This window comes from Paractinoplanes hotanensis, assembly GCF_023717965.1.
Lineage (GTDB): Bacteria > Actinomycetota > Actinomycetes > Mycobacteriales > Micromonosporaceae > Actinoplanes > Actinoplanes polyasparticus.
On record NZ_JAMQOL010000013.1, the window covers coordinates 95,529 to 118,645 of the forward strand.

The window sequence follows — 23,117 nt, forward strand, 5'->3', positions numbered from 1 at the left end:
TGCGGGTCGGCGCCGCCGGTTACGGAGATCCCTGACGACCGAGTACAGGTTGTAGGCCGCGAAAAGCCACCACCCGCTTCCACCACCCTGGCCTGTCCGGCGCCTGAACCGAGCCGGGGATCGAGCAGGAGCGCGACGGCCTGCGATGAGGCGCTGCCGCCCTCAGGCGATCCTGCGGCGGTAGGCGGCCATCGCAAACGCGTACGCGATGATCAGGATTCCGGCGCACCAGGCGAGCGCGGTCCAGATGTCGTTGCCCACCGGCTGCTGGTCGAACAGGGCGCGGATGGAGTTGACGATCGCGGTGACCGGCTGGTTCTCGGCGAACGCCCGCACCGGGCCGGGCATCGTCTCGGTCGGGACGAAGGCCGAGCTGATGAACGGCAGGAAGATGAGCGGATAGGAGAAGGCAGACGCGCCGTCGGGGGTGGAGGCGCTCAGCCCGGCGACGATCGCCAGCCAGGTCAGGGCGAGCGTGAAGAGCGCGAGGATACCGGCGACGGCGAGCCAGGCGAGCACACCGGCCGACGTACGGAAGCCGATGCCCAGCCCGGCCAGCAGGATGACCACCACGGAGATCGCGTTGGCGACCATCGAGGTCAGCACGTGTCCCCACAGCACCGACGAGCGGGCGATGGGCATCGAGTGGAACCGCTCGAAGATGCCACTCCGCATGTCGTTGAAGAGCCGGAAGCCGGTGTACGAGATTCCGCTGGCGATGGCGATGAGCAGGACACCCGGCATGAGGTAGTTGGTGTAGTTGCCGCTGCCGGTCTGGATCGCGCCGCCGAACACGTATCGGAACAGCAGCAGGAAGGCGATCGGCATGATCGTGACGGTGATGATCGTGTCGAGGCTGCGGCTCACGTGCTTGATGGACCGGCCGAGCATCACGGTGGAGTCGCCGAGAACGTGGGTGGTCATGGTCAGGCCCGCTTTCCGACGACGGAGAGGAAGACTTCCTCGAGGGTGGGCTGTCGTTCCACGTACTCGACCTTCGCGGGCGGCAACAGTTTCCGCAGGTCGGCCAGGGTGCCGGAGACGATGATGGTGCCCTCGTGCAGGATCGCGATCCGGTCGGCCAGCTTCTCCGCCTCCTCCAGGTGTTGCGTGGTCAGCAGCACGGTCGTCCCGCCGCCGGCCAACTTCTGGATCTCGTTCCACACCTCGATGCGGCCCTCGGGGTCGAGCCCGGTGGTCGGCTCGTCGAGGAAGATGACCGGTGGGTCCCCGATCAGGCTCATGGCGATGTCGAGCCGGCGGCGCATACCGCCCGAGTACGTCCCCACGCGCCGTCCACCCGCGTCGGCCAGGCCGAACCGGACGAGCAGCTCGTCCGCGACGTCCCGGGGTTTTGCGACCCGCCGGAGCCGGCCGACCATGACCAGGTTCTCCCGGCCGGTGAGGATCTCGTCGACGGCGGCGAACTGCCCCGTCAGGCTGATCGACTCGCGCACCCGCAGCGGCTCCGACCCGACGTCGAACCCGTGGACGCTTGCCGTGCCGCCATCCGGCTTGAGCAACGTGGACAGGATGCGCACCACCGTCGTCTTGCCGGCGCCGTTGGACCCGAGCAGCGCGAAGATACTCCCGCGCGCCACCTCGAAATCGACGCCCTTCAGGACGGCCAGCTTCTGATAGGACTTTCGCAATCCGCTGACCCGGATTGCCGGGCTCGTTGTAGGCATCTGCCGCCTCCTGCGCGGTGGGCATGGGTCATCGCCGGGCGGCCGCCGTCGGCTCGTCCGTGATGCGGGGACGTGTTCGCTCGCCGGGCGAGCCGGCGGCTCGTCCGTGGTTCGTCAGGCCTGGATCAGATGTCTAGGTCCTCGATCACCGGTTCGTTGACGGCGTCGAGCACCAGTGGGTAGAGCTCGGTCGGAACGATGTCGCGCAGCGCGTCGAGATCGTCGGCGATGCGCAGGCTGGAGTCGGCCGGGATGCGCGTCCAGGACTGGTTGGCGCTCCAGTCGCCGACCCAGGCGCGCCAGCCGGTGCGGTACTTCTCGGCGTTCGGTCCGGTGTTCACGTGCGCCTCGGACCGCTCGAGGTGAACGACATACTTGCCGGTGCGGGTGCGATAAACCCGGTAGGTCTCGTCGCGCTCGTTGCCGGTCTGTTCCATCTCGGCCAGCAGCATGCCGGAGAACCGTTGCTTGCGACCGAGCCCGGGCCCGACGCGCACGATCACGTCGTCGTAGCCCTGTTGCCGGCCCTCCTCGACCTCGACGTAACGGCGCAGCGCGGCGGTGATGGCCGTCGACAGCTTGCCGCCGGCGAGTTCCTGGGCGCGCTGGAACAGCGGCAGGTCGTCGTCGGACACGTAGATGGTCTTGTTGGGCATGAGCCAACTATACGCACACCTATACGTACACGCACAGGGCTATTGCCCGGCGGACTCCTGGTAGATCTCGGCGTACGTGCGCGAGTCCTTGATCAGGTCGTCGCAGAAGGCGGCGACGTCCGTGCCGATGACCTCCAGAACCCCCCGGCCGGATGCTGCACCGTCTTCGAAGAAGTCGACGATCCCGGAGAGCAGGCTCCCCTCAACCAGGTCGACCGGCCCGACCTTGAACAGGTACCGCTGCATCTCCTGGTAGACGATCCGGTAGTCGGGCGGGAGCGCCTTGACCCGGGCGACGTGCGCCCGCCACTGCTTCTTGCCCTCGATGATGTCCTGAATGCCCACGTCAGTCTCCTAGCCGGGCGAGTTTTCGGGCGACGTTCCGGTTCAACTGCTCACGCCACCGGTCGCGATAGGTGCGGGCCCCCGCCCCACCGGCCAGGGCCGCCGAGAAGCCGGCGATGTCGTCGCCGAGCACCTCGTGCACGCTCTGCCCGTCGGCCGAGGCTTCCTCGAGCAGTCCGAGGGCCGCGTCGGCGATCGGCGTCAGGTTGCGCCCGGTGAAGTTCCCGTACGGGAAGAGGTGGCTGACGATCTGCCCCCACGCGGCCTGATAGTCGGCCGGCAACGCCTGCGCCCGGCCCCCGAACGCCTTCCATTCCCGGTTGAGATCGTTGCCCGTGATGGTCTCCCAGAAGTTCATGCCCCGCCCTCCCTGAGTTTGTCGATCCGCGATGAGACGTACTGCCATTTCGTCCAGAACGTCGCCAGCTCGCTGCGCCCGGCGTCGTTGAGCGCGTAGAACTTGCGCGGCGGACCCACTTCGGACGGCCGCTTCGTCACCTGGACGAGGCCGTTGCGCTCCAGCCGCAGCAGGATGGTGTAGACCGTGCCGTCGACGACGTCGGCGAAGCCCAGGTCGTTCAGCCGGCGCGTGATGGCGTACCCGTAGGTCTCCTCACGCCCGATGATTTCGAGCACGCACCCTTCGAGCGTGCCCTTGAGCATCTCGGTCAGGTCTTCCACCGCCACACCCTCCGACCGGTACCTCGTACCACTGAATACCGGTACAACGTAGCACTAGGTACCGGGCTGTGGCGAGAGCCGGTTCTCAGCGCCGCTTGCGCCACACCAATTGCTGTACGAGCAAGGTCAGCGCTCCCCCGATGACGATCGCCGCCACATTGATCACGAGCTGCAGGGCCGAGCCGACGGCCTCGTCGCGGACGCCGTAGGCCAGCGCGACCGCGGCATTCGCCGCCGCCGGGATGGTGGTGACCGAGATCAGCACACCGACCAGGGTGCCCGCCTTGGCCGAAGTGAGCGACAGGATGCCCGCCACACCGCCGAGGAAGCCGATGACCCAGGACAGCGCGTCGGGACGCCAGATGAAGTCGGTCAGCGGCCGCTCGTCCAGCAGCATCGACCGGCTGATCAGGTCGGCCGCGGTGAGCAGCCACACCATGCCGACCGTGGCCGCCATCGCGAACGGGAAACCGACGCCCAGCGCCAGCGCCGAGCGGCGCAGCAGGCTCGCCTTGCGCTGCACCAGGCCGACACACAGCGCGGCGAGGGGCCCGAACTCGGGACCGACCACCATCGAACCGACGATGAGGATCGGCGAGTCCAGCAGGACACCGATCGCCGCGATGATGGTGGCGATCGTCATGAACGCCAGGTACGACACCGAGAGCGCGGTCTCCTCGCCGGTCTGGTGTTCGATCTCGTGCCACACCACCGCATCGACGCCGAGCCCGGGGACATGCCGCTCGGCGCGATCGGCCGACGCCGACATCGTCGTGCCGACCCGCTCGACCACGATGGCGCCCTCACGGTCGAGCCCCAGACCGCGCAGGCGGTCCAGCACGGCGCTGGCGCCCTCCCGCACGACGTCGAACTCGATCACGTCGCCGCGTGGCTCACGAGCGGCGCCGGCCAGCACGACGATGTGGGTGACCGCGACGTCGCCGGTCAGCGCGGCCAAGGCGTGGTCGGTGTTCGATTCCGGGCTGATCACCCGCACGTGCAGCATCTTCGGTCCCTCATGATCGCGGTGACCGTGAGTCTAGGGGCTGTTCGTGGCGGGGGCGGTAGGCAGCGAGACAACCATGGTGAGACCGCCGCCGGGGGTCTGATCGGGCATGAGAGTGCCACCCATCGCCTCGGTCAGTCCGCGCGAGAGTGCCAGCCCGAGCCCGGCGCCGGTGTGGTTGTCGCGGTCCCCGAGGCGCTGAAACGGCAGGAAGACGTCGTCCCAGCGGTCCTCGGGAATGCCGGGTCCATGGTCGATGACGCGGATCTCCACCTGGGCGCCGAGGGCGCTGGCCGTGATGACGGGCGGCCGGTCCGCGGGGCTGTGCCGCAGGGCGTTCGCGGCGAGGTTGACGATGACGCGTTCGAGCAGCCCGGGGTCGGCGTGCAGGTAGGGCAGGTCGTCGGGGATGTGCAGCTGGACCGCGCGTCCCGGCGGGCCGAGGTCGTCCAGGGCACGAGGCACGATCTCCTCCGCGCCGACGTCGATGGCTTCGACTCCGAGGGCGCCCGCCTGCAGCCGGCTCATGTCGAGCAGGTTGGTGACCAGCCGGATGAGCCGGTCGAGGGAGACGTCGGCGGTCTCGAGCAGTTCGGCGCGATCGTCGTCGTCGAAATGCACCTCGTCGCTGCGCAGGCCGGCCACGGCGGCCTTGGCGGAAGCGAGCGGTGTGCGCAGGTCGTGGCTGACGGCGGCGAGCAACGCCGTACGCATGCGGTCGGCCTCGGCCAAGGGTTTCGCGGCGGCAGCCTCGGCGGTCAGCCTTTCCTGCCGCAGCGCGACGGCCGCCTGCGCGGCGAACGCCTCGACGATGCGCCGGTCGCTGGCCTGCAGGGCCCGGCCCTTGAGTAACAGGACGATGTCGTCGTCGGCTCTGACCTCGGCGTCCGCGTCCGCCGATCGGGTACAGACCGGATGGCCGACCTCGGCGACGACCACACTCTTGTCGAGCAGGGTCACCGAGTCGAGCGTGAAGGTCTCGCGGAGCCGCTCGAGCAGAGCCATCAGCGGACGCTCGCCGCGCAGGACCCCACCAGCGACCGTGGCCAGGGTCTGCGCGTCGGCGCCGGCCTCGGCGGCCTGGCGGGTCGTACGGGCGGCGGTGTCGACGACCCAGCTGACCGCGACGGCGATCACCACGAAGATGGCCAGGGCGAGCAGGTTGTCGCTCTCGGCGATGGTGAACCGGCCGACCGGCGGGGTGAAGAACCAGTTCAGCATCAGCGATCCGGCCACCGCGGCGAGCAGCGCCGGCCACAGCCCGCCGACGAGCGCGACACCGACGACGGCGGCCAGGAACAGCAGGAGGTCGTTGATCAGGGACAGCCCGGGTCCGATGCTCAACACCGCGGTCAGGGCGGGAAGCCCGGCGAGGACGGTCAGAAAGCCGGCGATGCGCCGGCTGCGCGACAGCGCCGCCGGCGCGCGGCGGCGACGGCCCTGTCCGGCGCGCTCATGGGTCACCAGGTGCACGTCGATCGACCCGGACAGCGCGGTGGTGGTGACCCCGACGCCGGCCGAGAAGATCTGCGCGAACCGGCCACGGCTGGACGCGCCGAGGACGATCTGCGTCGCGTTCACCGCGCGGGCGAAATCCAGCAGCGCCCGGGGCACGTCGGAGCCGACGACCTGGTGGTAGGAACCGCCGAGGCTTTCCACCAGGACGCGCTGGCGGGCCAGGGCGGCCGGGTCGGCGCCGGCCAGGCCGTCGTTGCGGGCAACGTGGACGGCCATCAGATCGGCGCCCTTGGTGCGGTCGGCGATCCGGGCGGCCCGGCGGATCAGGGTGTCGCCCTCGGGGCCGCCGGTCAGGGCGACGACCACCCGCTCCCGGGTCTCCCAGGTCGCGTTGATCTTGTTGTCGGCCCGGTACCGGTCGAGTTGCTCCTCGACCTTGTCGGCGAGCCACAGCAGGGCCAGCTCCCGGAGGGCGGTCAGATTTCCCGTACGGAAGTAGTTGCCGAGCGCCGCGTCGATCTTCTCGGGCTGGTAGATGTTGCCGTGCGCCATCCGCCGGCGCAGCGCCTCCGGGGTCATGTCGACCAGCTCGACCTGCTCGGCCGCGCGCACCAGGGCGTCCGGCACGGTTTCGCGCTGCTCGACGCCGGTGATCTGCGCGACGACGTCGTTGAGCGATTCCAGGTGCTGGACGTTGACCGTGGTCAGCACCGAGATGCCGGCGTCGAGCAGTTCCCGCACGTCCTGCCACCGCTTGGCGTTGCGGGCGCCGGGCACGTTGGTGTGAGCGAACTCGTCCACCACGGCCAGTTCCGGCCGGCGGGCCAGCACCGCGTCGAGGTCCATCTCGGTGAAGCCGACACCCCGGTAGCGCATCTCGGCGCGGGGTACGACCTCGAGATCGCCGATCATCGCCTGGGTGTGTTTGCGGCCGTGGGTCTCCACGGACGCGATGACCACGTCGGTGCCGCGTTCGGCGCGCCGGTGCGCCTCCTCGAGCATCGTGTAGGTCTTGCCGACGCCCGGGGCGGCGCCGAGGAAGATACGCAGTTCTCCGCGAGCCATGTCGGCGCCGCCTCCCTTCCTGTCGGCCGTCGAGTCCTACTTGCTGTCGAGCGCGAGGTTGAGTTCCAGGACGTTGACCGCGGGCTCGCCGAGGAAGCCGAGCGCCCGCCCGTCAGTGTGGTCCTTGATCAGGGTGCGCACCCGGTCCTCGGTCAGGCCACGTTCCCGGGCGATGCGCGGTGCCTGCAGTTCCGCGTACGCCGGGCTGATGTTCGGGTCGAGGCCGCTGGCACTGGCCGTTACCGCGTCGGCCGGGACCACAGGTTTCGCCGGCGCGTTCCCGCGGATCGGGGTGATCACACCGCCGAGGGCCCGGTAGTCCTCCCCCGCCTCGGCCGGCTCGACGGTCACACCGTCGTAGGTGCTGACGAACGGGGTGCCGGTCTGGTTGACCGACACGACGCGGGTGATCGGGCCGGTGAACCCGTCGCGGTGGAACACGGCGAGGACCGCGCCCACGCCGTCGGCGGTGCAGTAGGGCCGGCTGCCGTCGACGCCTTCGAGCTCGCCCACCGCGAGGCTGCGGGTGCAGACCTGGGTCAGCAGGCTCGGCGACGCGTCGTCCGGGTTGTCGGACAGGGTGTCGACCACGCTTTCCGGGCCGAGGTTGCTGGCCGAGGTGGACGTGGGGTCGTAGCCGTCACCGGCGGCGGAGGGCCGGCTCTGGAAGTAGCGCGGGACGGGATTGCCGTCGGCGTCGGTGAACGACTGCCCGATCAGGCGGCTGCCAACGGTGGTGTCACCCACCGTGATCAGGGAGCCGTCCGTCCGGTCGGAGAGGCCGGGGAGCCTGCCTGCCCCGACCATCAGGAGGGGGTAGGCCACGCCGACCAGCACGGTGAGGACGAGCAGCGCTCGGAACGCGGCGAGGTGCTGGGCGAGCCAGGAGGGAAGTCGCACGGTGATCAGATCCCCGGGATGAACTGGACGAGAAGGTCGATGAGCTTGATGCCGGCGAACGGGGCGAGGACGCCGCCGAGGCCGTAGACGAGCAGGTTGCGGCGCAGCAGTGCGCTGGCGCCGGCCGGGGTGTAGCGCACGCCGCGCAGGGCGAGCGGGATCAGCGCGATGATGACCAGCGCGTTGAAGACGACCGCGGACAGGATCGCCGAGCCGGGCGAGTGGAGCCGCATGACGTTCAGCGTGTCGAGCCCGGGATACACCGCGGCGAACATGGCCGGGATGATGGCGAAGTACTTGGCGATGTCGTTGGTGATCGAGAAGGTGGTCAACGCGCCGCGGGTGATCAGCAACTGCTTGCCGATCTCGACGATCTCGATGAGCTTGGTCGGGTCGGAGTCGAGGTCGACCATGTTGCCGGCCTCCTTGGCGGCCGACGTGCCGGTGTTCATGGCCACGCCGACGTCCGCCTGGGCCAGGGCCGGCGCGTCGTTGGTGCCGTCCCCGGTCATCGCGACCAGCCGGCCGCCTTCCTGCTCCTTCTTGATGTACGCGAGCTTGTCCTCGGGTGTGGCTTCGGCCAGGAAGTCGTCCACGCCGGCCTCGTCGGCGATGGCCTTGGCGGTACGCGGGTTGTCGCCGGTGATCATGACGGTGCGGATGCCCATCCGGCGCATCTCGTCGAACCGTTCGCGCATGCCCGGCTTGACCACGTCCTTGAGGTGGATCACGCCGAGGGCGCGGGCGGGTTGCCCCGCGATCTGCTCGGCCACGACCAGCGGGGTGCCGCCGGTGCTGCTGACCGTGTCGACGATCTCGCCGACCTCCTCGGTGGGGTGCCCGCCGTTCTGGCGGACCCACTTCATGACCGCCGAGGCGGCGCCCTTGCGGATCTGCCGCCCGGCTACCGCCCCGACCACCCGCCCCTGACCGGACTGGAGGCTGAGCTCCAGGTCGACGCCGCTCATCCGGGTCTGCGCGGTGAACGGCACGAACGTCGCGTCGGTCATCAGACCGGGCTCGCGCTCGCGCAGGCCGAAGGCGTTCTTGGCCAGCACCACGACCGAGCGGCCCTCCGGGGTCTCGTCGGCCAGGCTGGACAGCTGGGCGGCGTCGGCCAGCGTCGCCGCCGTCACGCCGTCCACCGGCACGAACTCGGCGGCCTGGCGGTTGCCGAGCGTGATCGTGCCGGTCTTGTCGAGCAGCAGGGTGTTCACGTCGCCGGCTGCCTCCACCGCCCGGCCGGACATGGCCAGGACGTTGCGCTGCACGAGCCGGTCCATGCCCGCGATGCCGATCGCCGAGAGCAGCGCGCCGATGGTGGTCGGGATGAGGCAGACCAGCAACGAGATCAGCACGATGCCGGTGACGCCGTTCCCGTCGATCGCCGCGGTGTCGGGCGCCGCGGCCTGGTACGCCTTGGAGTAGATGGCCAACGGCTGCAGCGTCACCACCGAGAGCAGGAAAATGATCGTGAGCGCCGCGAGCAGGATGTTCAGCGCGATCTCGTTCGGCGTCTTCTGCCGGTTCGCGCCCTCCACCAGCGCGATCATGCGATCGACAAAGCTCTCGCCCGGCTTCTGGGTGATCCGCACGACGATCCGGTCGGAGAGCACCCTGGTGCCGCCGGTGACGGCCGAGCGGTCGCCGCCGGACTCGCGGATCACCGGGGCCGACTCGCCGGTGATGGCCGACTCGTCGACGCTGGCGATGCCCTCGATGACGTCGCCGTCACCGGGGATGGTCTGCCCGGCCACCACCACGACGATGTCGCCCAGCTTGAGCTGCGTGGCCGGCACCTCCCGGCCGTCCCGCAGGAACGCGACCATGTCCTGCTTGGACGCGCGCAGCGCCGCGGCCTGGGCCTTCCCCCGCCCCTCGGCGACCGCCTCGGCCAGGTTGGCGAAGATCACGGTGAGCCAGAGCCAGACCGTGATGATCCACGACAGGGTGCTCGGGTCGGCGACGGACAGCACGGTGGTGAAGACAGCGCCGGCCTCGACGAGGAGCATGACCGGATTGCGCCACATCAGGCGCGGGTCGAGTTTGCGGACGGCGCCCGGCAGCGCCTGGCCGAGCTGGGTCGCGTCGAGCAGTCCGCCGCCGACGCGGCGACGGCCGGCCGCGGCGGCCGCATCGGTGGGAGGCTTCTCCATGGTGGGTGTGGGGGTGGTCATGACAGGCCCTCCGCGAGGGGTCCGAGAGCGAGAGCGGGCAGGAAGGTCAGCGCGACCAGCACGACGGTGACGCCGACGACCATCCCGACGAACAGGGGTTGGTGGGTGGGCAGGGTGCCCTCGGACTCCGGGGTCGCCTTCTGCCGGGCCAGCGAGCCGGCCAGGGCCAGTACGAGCACGATCGGCAGGAACCGGCCGAGCAGCATGGCCAGGCCGAGCGCGGTGTCCCACCACGGTGTGTTGACCGTGATGCCCGCGAAGGCGGAGCCGTTGTTGTTGCCGGCGCTGGTGAACGCGTACAGGACCTCGGAGAGACCATGCGGGCCGACGTTGAGCGCCGTGGCGTTGTTGCCGGTGGCGAACGCGGCCGCGGTGCCGATCAGCACGATGGCCGGAGTGACCAGGAAGTACAGCGAGGCGAGCTTCATCTCGCGGGCGCCGATCTTCTTGCCCAGGTATTCCGGTGTGCGGCCGACCATCAGGCCGGCGACGAAGACGGTGATCACGGCCAGGATGAGCAGCCCGTAGAGCCCAGCGCCGACACCGCCCGGGGCCACCTCACCGAGCATCATGTTGACCATCGGCATCATGCCGCCGAGCGACGTGTACGAGTCGTGGAACGAGTTGACCGCGCCGGTCGAGGTCAGCGTGGTGACGGCGGCGTAGGTGGCCGAGTCGGGGATGCCGAACCGGGTCTCCTTGCCTTCCATCGCCGCGCCGACGGCCTGCGGGACGGTGCCGCCACCGTGCAGCTCGAAGCCCACGGTCAGCGCGATGCTCGCGATCGCCAGGACGGCCATGACGGCGGCGATGGCGTACCCCTGCCGGTTCTGACCGACCATGCGGCCGAAGACCCGCGGCATGCTGAACGGGATCAACAGGATGAGGAACAGCTGGATCCAGTTGGTCCAGGTGGTCGGGTTCTCGAACGGGTGGGCCGCGTTGACGTTGTAGAAGCCGCCACCGTTGGTGCCGAGCTCCTTGATCGCCTCCTGCGACGCGACGGGGCCGCCGGTGATGTGCTGGGTGGCGCCGGTCAGCGTGGTCACGTCGGCGCCGCCGGAGAGGTTCTGCACCATGCCGGCGACCATGAAGACGATCGTGGCCAGGACACAGATCGGCAGCAACACCCGCAGCACGATCCGGGTCAGGTCGACCCAGAAGTTGCCGAGCGTGGCCGACTTGCGGGCGGCGAAGCCCCGGACCAGCGCGACCGCCACCGCGATGCCGACCGCAGCCGAGACGAAGTTCTGCACGGCCAGGCCCGACATCTGCACCAGGTGGCCCATGGTCGACTCGCCCGAGTACGCCTGCCAGTTGGTGTTGGTCACGAAGCTGACCGCGGTGTTCCAGGCCAGATGGCTGGGCAGGGCGTCAAGGCCGAGCGACAGCCACAGCTTGTCCTGCACCCGCAGGAACAGATAGAGGAACAGGATCGAGACCGCCGAGAACGCGAGCACGCTGCGGGCGTACACGCCCCAGGTCTGCTCGGCGCCGGGGTCGACACCGACGAGCCGGTAGACGCCGCGCTCGGCGACGCTGTTCTTCTTCCCGGTCACGACCCGGTACAGGTAGTCACCGAAGGGCCGGTACACGGCGACGAGCGCGAGCACCAGCGTGCTGACGAAGATCCAGCCGGCCATCAGAACTTCTCCGGGAACAGCAGGGCGAACACCATGAAGGCGCCGAGCAGGACGGCCACGATCAGGCCGATCAGGTTGACCGCGCTCACTGCCGCTCGACCGCCCGGATCAGCACGGTCAGCGCTGCGAACAGCACCACCGTGAGCCCGACGAACACGAGATCAGCCACGAGGACTCCTAGACGAGGGTTTGCGTTTCTTGCAGCCGAAGCACACCTCGCCCAGGAGCCGTTGTCATGGCCGTTAACGCGATGACTACGCGGGCCGGGTCATCGTTGACGCTTCATTAACGAGGCACGTGACGGGCGTCATCACCGCGCCGGCGCGGCACGCTGCCGGTGCGGCCTTCTGTCCCGTAAGCTCGCCTGCGGTGTGCCGGGAAGCCTGGTCGGCGTTCTCTTTGCCGACCCCGGGAAGAAGCCAGTGCCACTCAAGAACTCGCAACGTCTCCTCAGCCGAGGCTCCTGGCCCGAGGCTGGCGAGGAATCCCGATGAGCAGGCCTCGATGAGTGTCGCCGAACTGGTACGCCGCATCGCCGAAGGCGGGCAACTCCCCCGTACCGACCGCACCCTTCGCCTCGATCGCCGCATCCGCACCGTTCTCGTCACCGAGACCCGCGGGGCGGCCGCGCTGCTGGTCGCGACGGTGCTCGCGCTGATCTGGGCCAACCTGCCCGGCGGAGGCTACGAGACGGTCTGGCACACCGAGTTCACCGTCGGTTTCGGCGATGCCGTGATCACCGAGGATCTGCGGCACTGGGTCAACGACGGCCTGATGGTGTTCTTCTTCCTGCTCGCCGGCATGGAGATCCGTCGTGAGCTCACCCTGGGCGATCTCAGCGACCGCCGAGCGGCGATGGTGCCGATCGTGGCAGCGGTCGGTGGCATGGTGGTGCCCGCGGTCATCTTCGCCACGGTCACCATCGGCAGCAGCGCCCAGTCCGCCTGGGGCATGGCCATGGCCACCGACATCGCGTTCGCGCTCGGTGTGCTGGCCCTGGTCGGGCCGCGCTGCCCGGCCAACGTCCGGGTCTTCCTGCTCACCCTGGCCGTCGTCGACGACATCGGCGCGATTCTGGTCATCGCGGTGGTCTACACCGAGGCCGTGCACCTGATCCCGCTGCTCGTCGCGGCCGCGCTGATCGGGGTGGCGCTGGTCATGCGCACCGTGGGCGTCTGGCGGGCCACTCCGTATCTGGTCGTCGGCGTCGCGTTGTGGGTCGCCACCTACGAGTCGGGGCTGCACCCGACCATCGTGGGCGTCGTGTTCGGTCTGCTCACCCCCGCTTTCCTGCCCCGCCGCACCGACCTCGACCGGCTCGACCGGCTGCTCAAGCGGCTGCGCCGGGAACCCGGACCGGAGGCGGCCCGTCTGCTGTCGATCGGCGCGCAGGGTTCGGTGTCGGCCAACGACCGCCTGCAGTACCTGCTGCGCCCGTGGACCAGCTTCCTCATCGTGCCGCTGTTCGCCCTGGCCAACGCGGGCGTGGCCTTCAGCCCCGAGCTGCTGTCCCGGGCGGTGACCTCACCGGTCACCATCGGCGTGTTCATCGGCTTGGTCGCCGGCAAGACCCTGGGCATCTGGGGCGCCTCAGCGATCATGGTCCGTACCCGTCTGGGCCGGTTGCCCGCCGGCGTCGGCCTGCCGCAGGTGCTGTCCGTGGGGGCGGTGGCCGGCATCGGGTTCACCGTTTCGCTGTTCGTCGCCGAGCTCGCCCTCACCGACGAGAATCTGCGCGACGAAGCGAAGATCGGCATCCTGGCCGCCGCCGTCGCCGCGACCGGGCTCGGCTGGCTGCTGTTCCACCTGCCCGGCGGCCGATCGCGCCGCAGCGAGCCGTCCACCCTGGCGCCCGCCGTCGAACCGTCGGGCGAGCACAGCCGGGGGCCGGCGGACGCGCCCGTCGTGCTGGTGCAATTCGGCGACTACGAGTGCCCGTACTGCCGCGAGGCCGCCCCGGCGATGGCCGCGCTCGTCGCCCTTCATCCCGATCGACTCCGCTATGTCTGGCGGCACCTGCCGCTGGACGAGTTCCATCCCGACGCCCGCCGTGCCGCGCAGGCCGCCGAAGCCGCCGCCGTCCAGGGCGCTTTCTGGCCGATGCACGAACGGCTGCTGGCCGCGGACGAACTCAACGACGAGTCGCTGACCGAGGCGGCCCGCTCGGCCGGTCTGAATGTGCCGCGCTTCCTCTCCGACCTCGAGTCGGCCGCCGTGGACGCCCGGGTCGACGCGGACGTGCGCAGCGCCCAGGACAGCGGAGCCGACGGGACACCCACGTTCTTCCTGAACGGCGCCCGGGTCGACGGCTCCCTCGACGAAGTCATCGCCGCCGTCGAACAGGCCCTCAGCCCCGCCGCCACCTGAGCGGACCTTTATGCAACAGCAGCGCTCGGTACGTAGATTTTGACGCGATATTAACGCCGGGCTCAGGGGCGAAAAGCTCCGGCCGAGCGACCCTTGGTCCGGTGAACGAGCAACCGGCTCCGGTCGAGGCGCCGCCCGAGTACGCCGTACCCGCGGTGATGGCTTCCCCGGCCCACGAGACGCCACCCTCGAAGGGCGTACCCGGCTGGCTGCTGCGCCATCGGGTGCAACCGGTCGGACCCGCAGCCGGTGAGGGACACACCGAACAGCACTCGTGGTGGAAGGTGATGTGCCTGACCGGAGTGGACTACTTCTCCAGCCTGGCCTACGTGCCGGCGATCGCCGTCGCGGCGGCCGGGGCGGTCTCCCCCTTGGCCACCCTGCTGATCGTCGCGCTCACCCTGTTCGGCGTCCTGCCGATGTATCGCCGGGTCGCCCGGGAGAGCCCCCACGGCGCCGGCTCGGTCGCGATGCTGGAGCGGCTGCTGCCGTTCTGGCAGGGCAAACTGTTCGTCCTGGTGCTGCTCGGCTTCGTTGCCACGTCGTGGCTGATCACGATCACCCTGTCGGCCGCGGACGCCAGCGTGCACGTGGTCGAGAACCCGTTCTTCCCGTCGTTCCTGCACGGCCACGAGGTCGCGCTGACCGTCGGGCTGCTCCTGGTGCTCGGCTTCGTCTTCCTGCTCGGCTTCAGCGAGGCCGTCAGCGTCGCGATCCCCCTGGTGGCGATCTTCCTCGCGCTCAACGCGCTGGTCATCGGCGACGGCCTCGTGCACGTCATCACCGACGGCGCCGCCTGGTCGGCCTGGATCTCCGCGCTCGGCGACGTGGGCGGAGGCGTCGGCGGACTGCTCCACCCCGCCGTGGTGGCGTTCCCGTTGCTCGTACTCGGCCTGTCCGGCTTCGAGACCGGGGTCAGCATGATGCCGCTGGTCGCCGCCCCGGGCGCCGACGCCCGGCAGCGACTGGAGAACCGCATCCGCAACAGCCGCAAGTTGCTCACCACGGCCGCAGTCATCATGAGCGTCTACCTGCTCGCGGCCAGCTTCGTCACCACCGTGCTCATCCCGGCCGAGGAATTCGAACCGGGCGGCGAAGCCAGCGGCCGGGCCCTCGCCTGGCTGGCTCACGAGCAGCTGGGCGAGGCGGTCGGCACCGCCTACGACATCAGCACCATCTTGATCCTGTGGTTCGCCGGCGCGTCGGCCATGGCCGGCCTGGTCAACATCGTGCCGCGCTACCTGCCCGGGTACGGCATGGCGCCGGAGTGGGGCCGCGCCGTACGCCCGGTCGTGCTCGTCTACACCACGATCACCGTCATCATCACGATCGCGTTCGGCGCCGACGTCAACGCCCAGGCCGGCGCCTACGCCACCGGCATCCTCGCGATGATGGTCTCCGGCGCCTTCGCCGTCTCCGTCTGGGCCTTCCGCAATCGCCGGCGCGGCGCCACGGCAGGATTCGCGCTGCTCACGCTCATCCTCGGCTATGCGCTGGCCGAGAACATCATCGAGAAGCCGGACGGGATCGCCATCTCCGGCCTGTTCATCGCCGGCATCATCGCCGTCTCGCTGATCTCCCGGGTCAGCCGCACCACCGAGCTGCGCGTGGACAGCATCGAGTTCGACGAGACCGCCCGCCGATTCATCACCGAGTCCCTCGAGTTCGACGGCGCCCTCGACCTCGTCGCCCACCGCCGCCAGACCGGCGACGCCGCCGAATACCAGTTCAAGGAACGCGAACAGCGCGGCGACAACCCGGTCCCCGGCGCCAACGACATCCTGTTCCTGGAGATCGACGTGATCGACCCCTCCGCCTTCAGCGACACCCTGATCGTCCGCGGCATCGACGTAGACGGCAACCGCATCCTGCGCGCCGAGGCGCCGGCAGCGCCGAACGCCATCGCCGCGATCCTGCTCTCCCTGCGCGACGCCACCGGCGTACGCCCGCACTGCTACTTCGCCTGGGCCGAGGGCAGCCCACTGGTACACATGATCCGCTACTTCCTCCTCGGCCGCGGCGACACCGCCCCCGTCACCCGCGAAATCATCCGCAAACACGAACCCGACCAGACCCGCCGCCCCGGCATCCACGTCGGGTCCTGATCCTCACGGCAGTCACTCGGGGGACGCCCGGCAGGTCGGCGGCTGGCCTCCGTGCTCGGTGCAGCGGCCTTGACTCTCGCTCCGGTCCACTGTCGACACAACATCGAGCAGCTTGCCCGTCGCGGCAGATGTGCGCACGTCGTGGCTGCTGCTGGACTCCCAGCGCGGCCGCCAGTTGCGCGCTCGGCGATCAGCTCCGGCCGGTAGCCCGTCAGCATGCGCAGCGACATGCCGGGCAGATAGCCGAACGCCGTTGTTTCCAGCGTCTGCACGTCGCTGTGCGCGTCGAACCAGGCGATTCCCGGGTCCGTGCCCGCGCGCTGAAGCCCCACCACAATTCCCAGCGCGGTGACACAGCCACCTGTCACGACCACCAGCGGGTACCTCCGGCGCCCGGGGCCACCGCGGCCGCCGCGTCGGCGTCTGCCGAGTACAGCGGGGCGAGCCGGGCCCACATGTCATCAGCGACGGGCTCCGCGGTCACGATCTCGCCGGGCCGCAGCGCCAAGTCGAGGTCGGGCAGGTGTTCATCGAGGTGATAGGGAACGCCAGATCGGGGGCGGTGAACGACGGCCCCGTCAAGCAGTTGCCGTTTCCGAGCGTTCCTCGCGTCGACTTGTCATAGCCTGGGAGGTGTTGCGCTGATATGGGGCGCGCCTATCGGCGGGACAGAGGTTGTCATGGCGCTGATCTTGGTCACTTCGCTGTTCGCGTTCATCCTGTCGTGGGTGTCGTGGCGGTATCTACGGCGCCGGGATCCGTTGCTGCGTGACGTCATGTGGATGTTCGCGTCGGTCGCGATGCTGTTCGTGGTCGGGCTCGTCCGCCTTCTCGTGGGTGCCCCACCGCGGCCGGTGATGATCCTCGCTATCGGGTTGTTGCTGGCGAAACCGCTGTTCACCTTGCGATTGGTCAGTCGGCTGCGCCCGTTGCGCTCCTGGTGTCTGCCGGTGGTGGTGACGGTATGGGCGCTGAGCGCGTTACCGGTGCTGGCGTCGGCGGCACGGCCGATTCTGCGACCGGCGGTCTGGCCGGCGGTGATCGTGTTCTTCGTCGTGGAGGCCGTCGCGGCGTGGCTGCTCGCCGCCGAAGCTCAGCGACGTGGTGGCGCGGCACGGGCCCGGTTGTGGTGTGCGGCCACCGGGACCGGTGTGTTCGGCACAGCGCTGCTGGTCTCCGTCACCGGCGCTGCCGTGGGATCGCGAGTGCTCGCCGTGATCTCCGGTGTGCTGTACATATTCGCCTTCGTTCCGCCGCGGGGAGTCCGCCGAAGTTGGGCGTTGAGCGCCACCCATGCGCCGATGCGCCGGTTGCTGGCCCTGCCAGCCAACGAGTCGGCACGGACCTGGCAGAGCTACTGCCGGGACTCCACCGCGGTCCTGGGCTCGGACACCGTGGTGCTCCTGATGCCGGCGCCGGATCAGTCCGTGCAGGTGGTGGGTTGCGCCGCCGGGCCGGTCGGCATGATCGAGTGCACGAGGGCAGGCCTGGACGAACTGCTGGCCGCCGATCGCCCGATCGACGCGCTGGCGGGCTGGACCCGTCCGCCGGCGGTGGCGGTGACGTTCGCTCAGGCCACCGATACCCGGTTCGTGACCGCGAGGCCGGTGGACGCGCCGGGCGGGCGCGGCGCGCTTCTGCTGCTCAGCCGCTACCGCAGCCTGTTCTCCGAGGACGACATCGAGGCCTTCACCGAACTCGCCGGTCACGCCGCAGCGCTGGCCGGGCGGGCCCAGACTCTGGCCGAACGCGAAAGCCTCGCCGCGATCGTGGAGTCGTCCCACGACGCGATCGTCGGCAAGACACTCGGCGGGATGATCACCAGCTGGAACGCCGGGGCCGAGCAGCTCTACGGCTACCGGCGTGACGAAGTCCTGGGCCGCCACGCGTCCATGCTGTTCCCGCCCGGGCAGGAGCAGGCCGAGGAACAGTTGATCCAACGCATCACTGCCGGTGAGAACATCGACCAGTACCAGGTGACGCGCCGCCGCCAGGACGGCACGACGATCACCGTGTCGCTGACCCTGTCACCGATCACCGACGCCGCCGGTGCGATCACCGGAGTCGCGTCGATCTCCCGCGACATCAGCGAACGACAGCGCGCCGAGACGATGTTCGAAGGACTGCTGGAAGCCGCCCCGGACGCGATCATCGGCGTCATCCGCGACGGCACCATCACGCTGATCAACGCGCAGGCCGAGCGGCTCTTCGGCTACCCCCGGGAAGAACTGCTCGGCCGGCCGGTCGATGTCCTCGTACCGGAAAGACTGCGCACCGCTCACGTGGAGCACCGTGACGGCTATTTCGCCCATCCCCGCAACCGGCCGATGGGCGCCGGAGCGGCGCTGACCGCGGTGCGTAAGGACGGCACCGAGTTTCCCGCCGAGATCAGCCTCTCCTCGGTCGACACCGACAAGGGCATGATCGTGACCACGTCCATTCGTGACGTCACCGAGCGCCTGATCGCCCAGACCGAACGGGAACGGCTGATCGCCCAGGCCGAACGCGATGCCAGCGAACGCCGCCTGCAACACGCCCGCCGGCTGGAAAGCCTCGGTGAGCTCGCCGGCGGCGTGGCCCACGACTTCAACAACATCCTCGCCGTGATCAGCAACTACACCGAAATGGTCCTGGACACTCTCGATAGCCCCGAACTGGACCCCGCCGACCTGGCCGAGGTCCGCAACGATCTGGGCCAGGTCAGCCGAGCCGCCGAACGCGCTACCCGGCTGACCAAGCAACTGCTGGCCTTCGGCCGCCGCGACATCACCCAGGCCACCGTGCTCAGCCTGAACCACGTCATCGGCGACGTCGAGCAGATGCTGCGCCGCTCCCTCGGTGAGCACATCCACCTGATCACCAGCCTCGATCGTGAGCTCTGGCAGATCCACGCCGACGCCAGCCAACTCGAACAGATCCTGCTCAACCTGGCCGTCAACGCCCGTGACGCCATGCCCGGCGGCGGCACCCTGTCCATCGACACCAGCAATGCCGACAGCACCGACGACGACAGCACCAGCGGCACTCTGCCAGCCGGCCGGTACGTGCGCCTACGCGTCAGCGACACCGGAAGCGGCATGCCACCGGAAGTCATCGAACGGGCCTTCGAACCGTTCTACACCACCAAACCGAAGGGTTCCGGCACCGGCCTCGGTCTGGCCACCGTCTATGGCATCGCCAGCGCCGCTGGTGGCGATGTGCGCCTGTACTCCGAAGCCGGCATCGGCACCACCGTCACCATTCTCCTGCCCGCCGTCGAGACCTCAACCGAGGCCGCCACCGCGCCGGCGGCCCTGCCCGCCACCGAGACCACCATCGGAACGCCACCCCACGAGACCATCCTCATGGCCGAGGACGAAGACGACCTGCGCCAGATCACCGCCCGCGTCCTGACCCGAGCCGGCTACCACGTGCTCGCCGCGACCGGCGGCACCGAGGCCATCCACCTCGCCCAGACCCACCCCGGCCCGATTCACCTGCTCCTCACCGACGTCATCATGCCGAGGATGATGGGCAACGAGGTCGCCGCCCAGGTCAAACAGCGCCGCCCCGGCATACCCGTGCTCTACATGTCCGGGTACGCCGAACCCGTGCTCACCGAGAACGGAACCCTGCCCGACGGCGTCGTCCTTGTCGAGAAACCCTTCACCAGCCGCGAACTGCTCGACCGCGTCCGTGCCGTCCTGCATCCGGTGGGCACATCACCAGTGGCGCGCCCAGCCTCGAAACAACCCTCCAGCACGTGACGAACCCCGTCACCATCGCCGGCCGGAAGAGCACCGGCGGGTGGAGACGCCCCCCGAACGTGAGCCGGCCCGTCGGCAGGTCAGAATGGTTGCCGCGGGGTTACCCGTGACACCGGTGGGGTAAGGGGCCGCCATGCACCCGTTGGAGCCCGGAACAAGCGAGGCCATCAACGCGGTTGATCTTCCACTGGGCGCGCCGGACCCGGCCCGACTGGCACAGAACTTCACTGCCGAGGATCTTCCATCTCTGCGGCACGCGGTCCACGACAGCGCCCGTGCCTGCGGGCTCGCCGGCGATGCGCTCGACGACTTCGTCGTCGCTGTTCACGAACTCGCCACCAACGCGGTGCGCCACGGCGGTGGCCGCGGCCGCATCGACCTGCGCCGCGACGGTGACACCCTGCTCTGCGAGATCATCGACCACGGACCCGGCTTCCCCGGCGGCGTCCCCACACCCGCAGGCCTGCCGTCACCGCAGACGCCCGGTGGGCGCGGTCTCTGGCTGGCCCAGCACCTCACCGACACCCTGTTGATCACTGACAGCCCCGGCGGGGTGACCGTCTCCGTCACTGCCTGCCTCCCCGCCCCCGCGCCCAGCGGCCTGCCGGCCCCGATCCTGGCGGACGAACTGGGGCAGGCACAGGTCGAGATCTCGCCCGGCGTGCTCGTCCAAGCCACCACTGACCCAACTCCAGCACCACATTCCGTGACTGCCACCGAGCCGGACACTGCGGAGAGCACGCCGGAAGCGACCGGACCTCGCGAAGCATGACGGCAGCGGCGCGCCGCCCGGGTCAGAACGAGCTGAAGCTGTCCACTTCGATCAAGGTGAGCACCTCGGTACGGACCGCCGGGCATTCCGCCTTGGTCGCCGCGTCCAGTACAGCGCCGTTCTCCGGCTTGCCGTGGGATTCGAAGAAGGTGGCCAGTTTGCCGGCCAGGTTGGCGTGCCGCCCGACCGGGCTGCCGACCTCCTTCAGCGCCGGGATCTCGCCCTTCAGATAGGCGCAGACGTCCGTTGCTGAATAGGAGCCGCCGGTCGCCGCGGGCGGCTCGCCGTCGGCCCGGCTTGCTCCGTCGCCGCTCGAGGTGTCGGCCGAAGCGCAGCCGGACAGCACGGCGGCACTGATGATCATGGTGAGGAATGTTGCGAGGCGCCGGTGAGTGGTCATCGCGTGGTGGTCCTGTCTGCGTGAGCGGAGATCAGCCAAAGTCCGGTCGGCAGCCGGTAGCCGGCACCGGCGGTACGGAATCGTTCGAGCAGGCGGGCCACCCCGTCCCGGGCTTGCTTCTGGGTGGTGGGTTCGGCGTCCCGATAAGCGTTGCTGGCGGGACTGATCTCGATGAGCCATTCGGTGACCGCTTCCGGGTCGTCCGGGGCGTCGAGCGTGACGTCGTGCGGCTGGATGTCGATGTCGGTGAAGCCGGCAGCGGTGAGCAGCCGAGTTGCCCGGGCCGCGTCAGCGAAGGCGAAGGGGCCGGGGTCGTCGCCGATCGGCAACGGCGGCAACGCTCCCAGATGTGCCGCCGCACCGAGCAGAGCGGTCGGCAGCCAAGGGTTTGCCCGGCCCTCACGGAACACTGTCGCGGCCATGCGGCCGCCGGCACGCAGGGACCGCCGGATCGTGGTCAGGCCGGCGACGGGGTCGGCGAACAGCATCAACGTCATGCGGGAATAGACGGCGTCGAACGGCGCTCCGGGCACGGCATCGAGCGTCTCGACGTCCCCGGTGACGAATTGCGGTCCCGCGGCGCCCGGCACGGTGAACCGGTTCCGGGCCGTCGCCACCATGGCCTCGGCGAGGTCGAGGCCGACTGCGCTGCCCGACGGGGCGACTGCCCGCGCGAGCTGGGCGGTGGTGCCGCCACACCCGCAGCCGACGTCCAGCACCCGTTCACCGGGCTGGGGCTGCAGCCGCTCGAGTGCCACGGCGCCCAGAGGCCGGCCGATCTCGTCGTGCCGATCGGCTTGATGGACCCAGCCCGGCGCCGTCCGGGCCCAGAAGTCGGCGTTGCGGGCGCGCAGCGTGGCGGTGTCGGTCATCAGAACGGCATCTCGGCGCCGTCGACGCTCGCGGACCGGAACGTGGCCGCCTTCGCCGGGTCGAAGCCGTCCTCCTGGGCGGCCAGCCCGGCCGCCCGGACCAGGCGTTCGGACTGGAAGGTGCGGAACGCGGCCTCGTCGACCCAGATGTTGATGATCCGCCAGCCCTCGTCGGACGGGCCGGCCACGTGGGCCAGCAGGCCCGGCGGCCGGTCCGGGCCGAGGTGCTTCTCGACCTGCCGGTATTCCTGCTCGCTGACTGCGGGCATGTCTTGCACGACGCCGTACGGCATGGCTGTCCCCTGAAGTCAAGTCGATAGAGTGAAGCTCTATCGAATAGTGGACTACGCTGTCCACGTGGCTGTCAACCGGCGTTACGTCTCGCCCCGCCGCGCGGAGCAGGCCCGGCAGACCCGGAGGGCGATCCTCGACGCGGCAGCCAAACTGTTCGTGGATCCGGGTTACGCGGCGACGCCGCTGACCACCGTCGCCGCTGAGGCCGGCGTTGCCGTGCAGACCGTGTACGCAGTGTTCGGCAGCAAGCGCCAACTGCTCTCGGAGCTCGTCGATGTCACCCTGGTCGGCGACGACGAGCGGCTGGCGATGGCAGAACGGTCGTTTGTCGCCGACATTCGCGCCCTGGCCGGGCTGCGGCCCAAGCTCGCCCGGTATGCCCGGCATCTGGCCGAGACCCATGCGCGACAGGTGCACGTGATTTTGGCGCTGGCCAGTGCGGCAACGGCCGATGCCGACGCTGCGGCGATCTGGCGTAAGAACATCGAGGACCGGCGCCGGGGCATGGCGATGTTCGCCGCCGATCTGGCGGCCACGGGCGAGGTTCGGGTCAGTCTGGAGAGAGCTGCCGACGTGCTATGGCTCGCGCAGGACATCCGCAACTACGACTGGCTGGTACGCGAGCGCGGGTGGCCGGTCGAGCGGTTCGAGCGGTGGTTCGTAGACGGCGTCGCCGCCGTCCTGGGCACGCCGGACTGACCCGCCTTCCACACCGCGACCCGGCGGGTTCAAGCTGAATTCCGTGCCGATGTCGTCAGCCAGGTTCACCGATAGGGACTGGGCCAGACGCTCAGCGGCCGGCTCCGGAGGCGGCTCCCGCCACCGGCAGCTGTCGTTGCCGCCATTGCGAGGAACGGGCGATGTCCGCGGTCACGATCTGCGGGGCGGGCTCGCTCATGGCGCCGACGGTCCGGACGAGCACGCTGTCGGCCGGCTACTGGT

At 69.7% G+C, this 23,117-nt stretch carries 21 protein-coding genes; 5 read left to right on the forward strand and 16 right to left on the reverse strand.

Annotated elements, in window-relative coordinates; all coding sequences use genetic code 11:
• Nucleotides 1-162: 162 nt before the first annotated feature.
• From LXN57_RS11140 to kdpF, 12 genes are all read right to left on the reverse strand, one after another.
• The gene (locus LXN57_RS11140; protein ID WP_251797967.1) at nucleotides 163-924 is read right to left on the reverse strand and encodes an ABC transporter permease; all 762 of its coding nucleotides are present in this window, start codon (nucleotides 922-924) and stop codon (nucleotides 163-165) included.
• Between the two features lie 2 nt (nucleotides 925-926).
• On the reverse strand, nucleotides 927-1,688 hold the full coding sequence (locus tag LXN57_RS11145; RefSeq protein ID WP_251797968.1) for an ABC transporter ATP-binding protein: 762 nt from the start codon (nucleotides 1,686-1,688) through the stop codon (nucleotides 927-929).
• Nucleotides 1,689-1,813: 125 nt separating this feature from the next.
• Nucleotides 1,814-2,344, reverse strand: coding sequence for an EXLDI protein (locus LXN57_RS11150; RefSeq protein ID WP_251797969.1), 531 nt, complete (start codon nucleotides 2,342-2,344; stop codon nucleotides 1,814-1,816).
• A 39-nt stretch (nucleotides 2,345-2,383) separates the two neighbouring features.
• Nucleotides 2,384-2,689, reverse strand: coding sequence for a DUF1048 domain-containing protein (locus LXN57_RS11155; protein WP_251797970.1), 306 nt, complete (start codon nucleotides 2,687-2,689; stop codon nucleotides 2,384-2,386).
• Between the two features lies 1 nt (nucleotide 2,690).
• Complete coding sequence (locus tag LXN57_RS11160) at nucleotides 2,691-3,047, reverse strand: DUF1048 domain-containing protein (protein WP_251797971.1); 357 nt, start codon at nucleotides 3,045-3,047, stop codon at nucleotides 2,691-2,693.
• Nucleotides 3,044-3,370, reverse strand: a complete 327-nt coding sequence (locus LXN57_RS11165) for a PadR family transcriptional regulator (protein ID WP_251797972.1) — start codon at nucleotides 3,368-3,370, stop codon at nucleotides 3,044-3,046. The genes LXN57_RS11160 and LXN57_RS11165 overlap by 4 nt, the downstream gene beginning before the upstream one ends.
• 85 nt (nucleotides 3,371-3,455) lie before the next feature.
• Nucleotides 3,456-4,376, reverse strand: coding sequence for a DUF389 domain-containing protein (locus LXN57_RS11170; RefSeq protein ID WP_251797973.1), 921 nt, complete (start codon nucleotides 4,374-4,376; stop codon nucleotides 3,456-3,458).
• Nucleotides 4,377-4,409: 33 nt separating this feature from the next.
• Nucleotides 4,410-6,899: a DUF4118 domain-containing protein gene (locus LXN57_RS11175; protein ID WP_251797974.1), complete on the reverse strand. Its 2,490-nt coding sequence runs from the start codon at nucleotides 6,897-6,899 to the stop codon at nucleotides 4,410-4,412.
• A 36-nt stretch (nucleotides 6,900-6,935) separates the two neighbouring features.
• Nucleotides 6,936-7,799 (reverse strand): potassium-transporting ATPase subunit C, encoded by an 864-nt coding sequence (locus LXN57_RS11180; protein WP_251797975.1) that lies wholly within the window; start codon nucleotides 7,797-7,799, stop codon nucleotides 6,936-6,938.
• Between the two features lie 5 nt (nucleotides 7,800-7,804).
• Nucleotides 7,805-9,976: a potassium-transporting ATPase subunit KdpB gene (kdpB, locus tag LXN57_RS11185; RefSeq protein ID WP_438872863.1), complete on the reverse strand. Its 2,172-nt coding sequence runs from the start codon at nucleotides 9,974-9,976 to the stop codon at nucleotides 7,805-7,807.
• Nucleotides 9,973-11,619 carry a potassium-transporting ATPase subunit KdpA gene (kdpA, locus tag LXN57_RS11190; protein ID WP_251797976.1) on the reverse strand — a complete coding sequence of 549 codons (1,647 nt, stop codon included), beginning with the start codon at nucleotides 11,617-11,619 and terminating at the stop codon, nucleotides 9,973-9,975. The genes kdpB and kdpA overlap by 4 nt, the downstream gene beginning before the upstream one ends.
• Nucleotides 11,619-11,708 carry a K(+)-transporting ATPase subunit F gene (kdpF, locus tag LXN57_RS11195; RefSeq protein ID WP_251797977.1) on the reverse strand — a complete coding sequence of 30 codons (90 nt, stop codon included), beginning with the start codon at nucleotides 11,706-11,708 and terminating at the stop codon, nucleotides 11,619-11,621. The genes kdpA and kdpF overlap by 1 nt, the downstream gene beginning before the upstream one ends.
• Before the next feature lie 415 nt (nucleotides 11,709-12,123).
• Between kdpF and nhaA the strand changes: the two genes are divergently transcribed.
• Together nhaA and LXN57_RS11205 are read left to right on the forward strand one after the other, a co-directional pair.
• A complete protein-coding gene (nhaA, locus tag LXN57_RS11200) occupies nucleotides 12,124-13,986 on the forward strand; it encodes a Na+/H+ antiporter NhaA (protein WP_251797978.1) in 1,863 nt (620 codons plus the stop codon).
• A 158-nt stretch (nucleotides 13,987-14,144) separates the two neighbouring features.
• Nucleotides 14,145-16,091, forward strand: a complete 1,947-nt coding sequence (locus LXN57_RS11205; protein ID WP_251798008.1) for an APC family permease — start codon at nucleotides 14,145-14,147, stop codon at nucleotides 16,089-16,091.
• Here LXN57_RS11205 and LXN57_RS48290 read toward each other — a convergent pair.
• The gene (locus tag LXN57_RS48290; protein ID WP_369077276.1) at nucleotides 15,986-16,546 is read right to left on the reverse strand and encodes an arginase family protein; all 561 of its coding nucleotides are present in this window, start codon (nucleotides 16,544-16,546) and stop codon (nucleotides 15,986-15,988) included. The two genes, LXN57_RS11205 and LXN57_RS48290, sit on opposite strands and share 106 nt — an antisense overlap.
• 225 nt (nucleotides 16,547-16,771) lie before the next feature.
• On the opposite strand from LXN57_RS48290, the gene LXN57_RS11210 reads away from it, so the two are divergent.
• Both LXN57_RS11210 and LXN57_RS11215 read left to right on the forward strand, forming a co-directional pair.
• A complete protein-coding gene (locus LXN57_RS11210; protein ID WP_251797979.1) occupies nucleotides 16,772-19,837 on the forward strand; it encodes a PAS domain-containing hybrid sensor histidine kinase/response regulator in 3,066 nt (1,021 codons plus the stop codon).
• A 133-nt stretch (nucleotides 19,838-19,970) separates the two neighbouring features.
• Nucleotides 19,971-20,609 (forward strand): ATP-binding protein, encoded by a 639-nt coding sequence (locus tag LXN57_RS11215; protein WP_251797980.1) that lies wholly within the window; start codon nucleotides 19,971-19,973, stop codon nucleotides 20,607-20,609.
• A gap of 22 nt (nucleotides 20,610-20,631) precedes the next feature.
• Here the strand turns inward: LXN57_RS11215 and LXN57_RS11220 are convergent, their stop codons facing one another.
• From LXN57_RS11220 to LXN57_RS11230, 3 genes are read right to left on the reverse strand one after another with little or no spacing between them, the layout of a single operon-like run.
• Nucleotides 20,632-20,973 (reverse strand): hypothetical protein, encoded by a 342-nt coding sequence (locus LXN57_RS11220; RefSeq protein ID WP_251797981.1) that lies wholly within the window; start codon nucleotides 20,971-20,973, stop codon nucleotides 20,632-20,634.
• Nucleotides 20,974-21,005: 32 nt separating this feature from the next.
• Entirely contained in the window at nucleotides 21,006-21,881 is an 876-nt protein-coding gene (locus tag LXN57_RS11225) for a methyltransferase domain-containing protein (RefSeq protein WP_251797982.1), read from the reverse strand.
• Complete coding sequence (locus LXN57_RS11230; protein ID WP_221378991.1) at nucleotides 21,881-22,174, reverse strand: hypothetical protein; 294 nt, start codon at nucleotides 22,172-22,174, stop codon at nucleotides 21,881-21,883. Before LXN57_RS11230 ends, LXN57_RS11225 begins: the two co-directional genes overlap by 1 nt.
• A gap of 64 nt (nucleotides 22,175-22,238) precedes the next feature.
• On the opposite strand from LXN57_RS11230, the gene LXN57_RS11235 reads away from it, so the two are divergent.
• Nucleotides 22,239-22,874: a TetR/AcrR family transcriptional regulator gene (locus LXN57_RS11235; protein WP_251797983.1), complete on the forward strand. Its 636-nt coding sequence runs from the start codon at nucleotides 22,239-22,241 to the stop codon at nucleotides 22,872-22,874.
• The last annotated feature ends 243 nt before the right edge of the window (nucleotides 22,875-23,117 follow it).

Coding starts and splice junctions, on each gene's coding strand:
- LXN57_RS11140 (WP_251797967.1), bottom strand. CDS start 924: ATGACCACCCACGTTCTCGGCGACTCCACCGTGATGCTCGGCCGGTCC.
- LXN57_RS11145 (WP_251797968.1), bottom strand. CDS start 1,688: ATGCCTACAACGAGCCCGGCAATCCGGGTCAGCGGATTGCGAAAGTCC.
- LXN57_RS11150 (WP_251797969.1), bottom strand. CDS start 2,344: ATGCCCAACAAGACCATCTACGTGTCCGACGACGACCTGCCGCTGTTC.
- LXN57_RS11160 (WP_251797971.1), bottom strand. CDS start 3,047: ATGAACTTCTGGGAGACCATCACGGGCAACGATCTCAACCGGGAATGG.
- LXN57_RS11170 (WP_251797973.1), bottom strand. CDS start 4,376: ATGCTGCACGTGCGGGTGATCAGCCCGGAATCGAACACCGACCACGCC.
- LXN57_RS11175 (WP_251797974.1), bottom strand. CDS start 6,899: ATGGCTCGCGGAGAACTGCGTATCTTCCTCGGCGCCGCCCCGGGCGTC.
- kdpB (WP_438872863.1), bottom strand. CDS start 9,976: ATGACCACCCCCACACCCACCATGGAGAAGCCTCCCACCGATGCGGCC.
- kdpA (WP_251797976.1), bottom strand. CDS start 11,619: ATGGCCGGCTGGATCTTCGTCAGCACGCTGGTGCTCGCGCTCGTCGCC.
- nhaA (WP_251797978.1), top strand. CDS start 12,124: ATGAGTGTCGCCGAACTGGTACGCCGCATCGCCGAAGGCGGGCAACTC.
- LXN57_RS11205 (WP_251798008.1), top strand. CDS start 14,145: ATGGCTTCCCCGGCCCACGAGACGCCACCCTCGAAGGGCGTACCCGGC.
- LXN57_RS11210 (WP_251797979.1), top strand. CDS start 16,772: ATGGCGCTGATCTTGGTCACTTCGCTGTTCGCGTTCATCCTGTCGTGG.
- LXN57_RS11215 (WP_251797980.1), top strand. CDS start 19,971: ATGCACCCGTTGGAGCCCGGAACAAGCGAGGCCATCAACGCGGTTGAT.
- LXN57_RS11220 (WP_251797981.1), bottom strand. CDS start 20,973: ATGATCATCAGTGCCGCCGTGCTGTCCGGCTGCGCTTCGGCCGACACC.
- LXN57_RS11225 (WP_251797982.1), bottom strand. CDS start 21,881: ATGACCGACACCGCCACGCTGCGCGCCCGCAACGCCGACTTCTGGGCC.
- LXN57_RS11230 (WP_221378991.1), bottom strand. CDS start 22,174: ATGCCGTACGGCGTCGTGCAAGACATGCCCGCAGTCAGCGAGCAGGAA.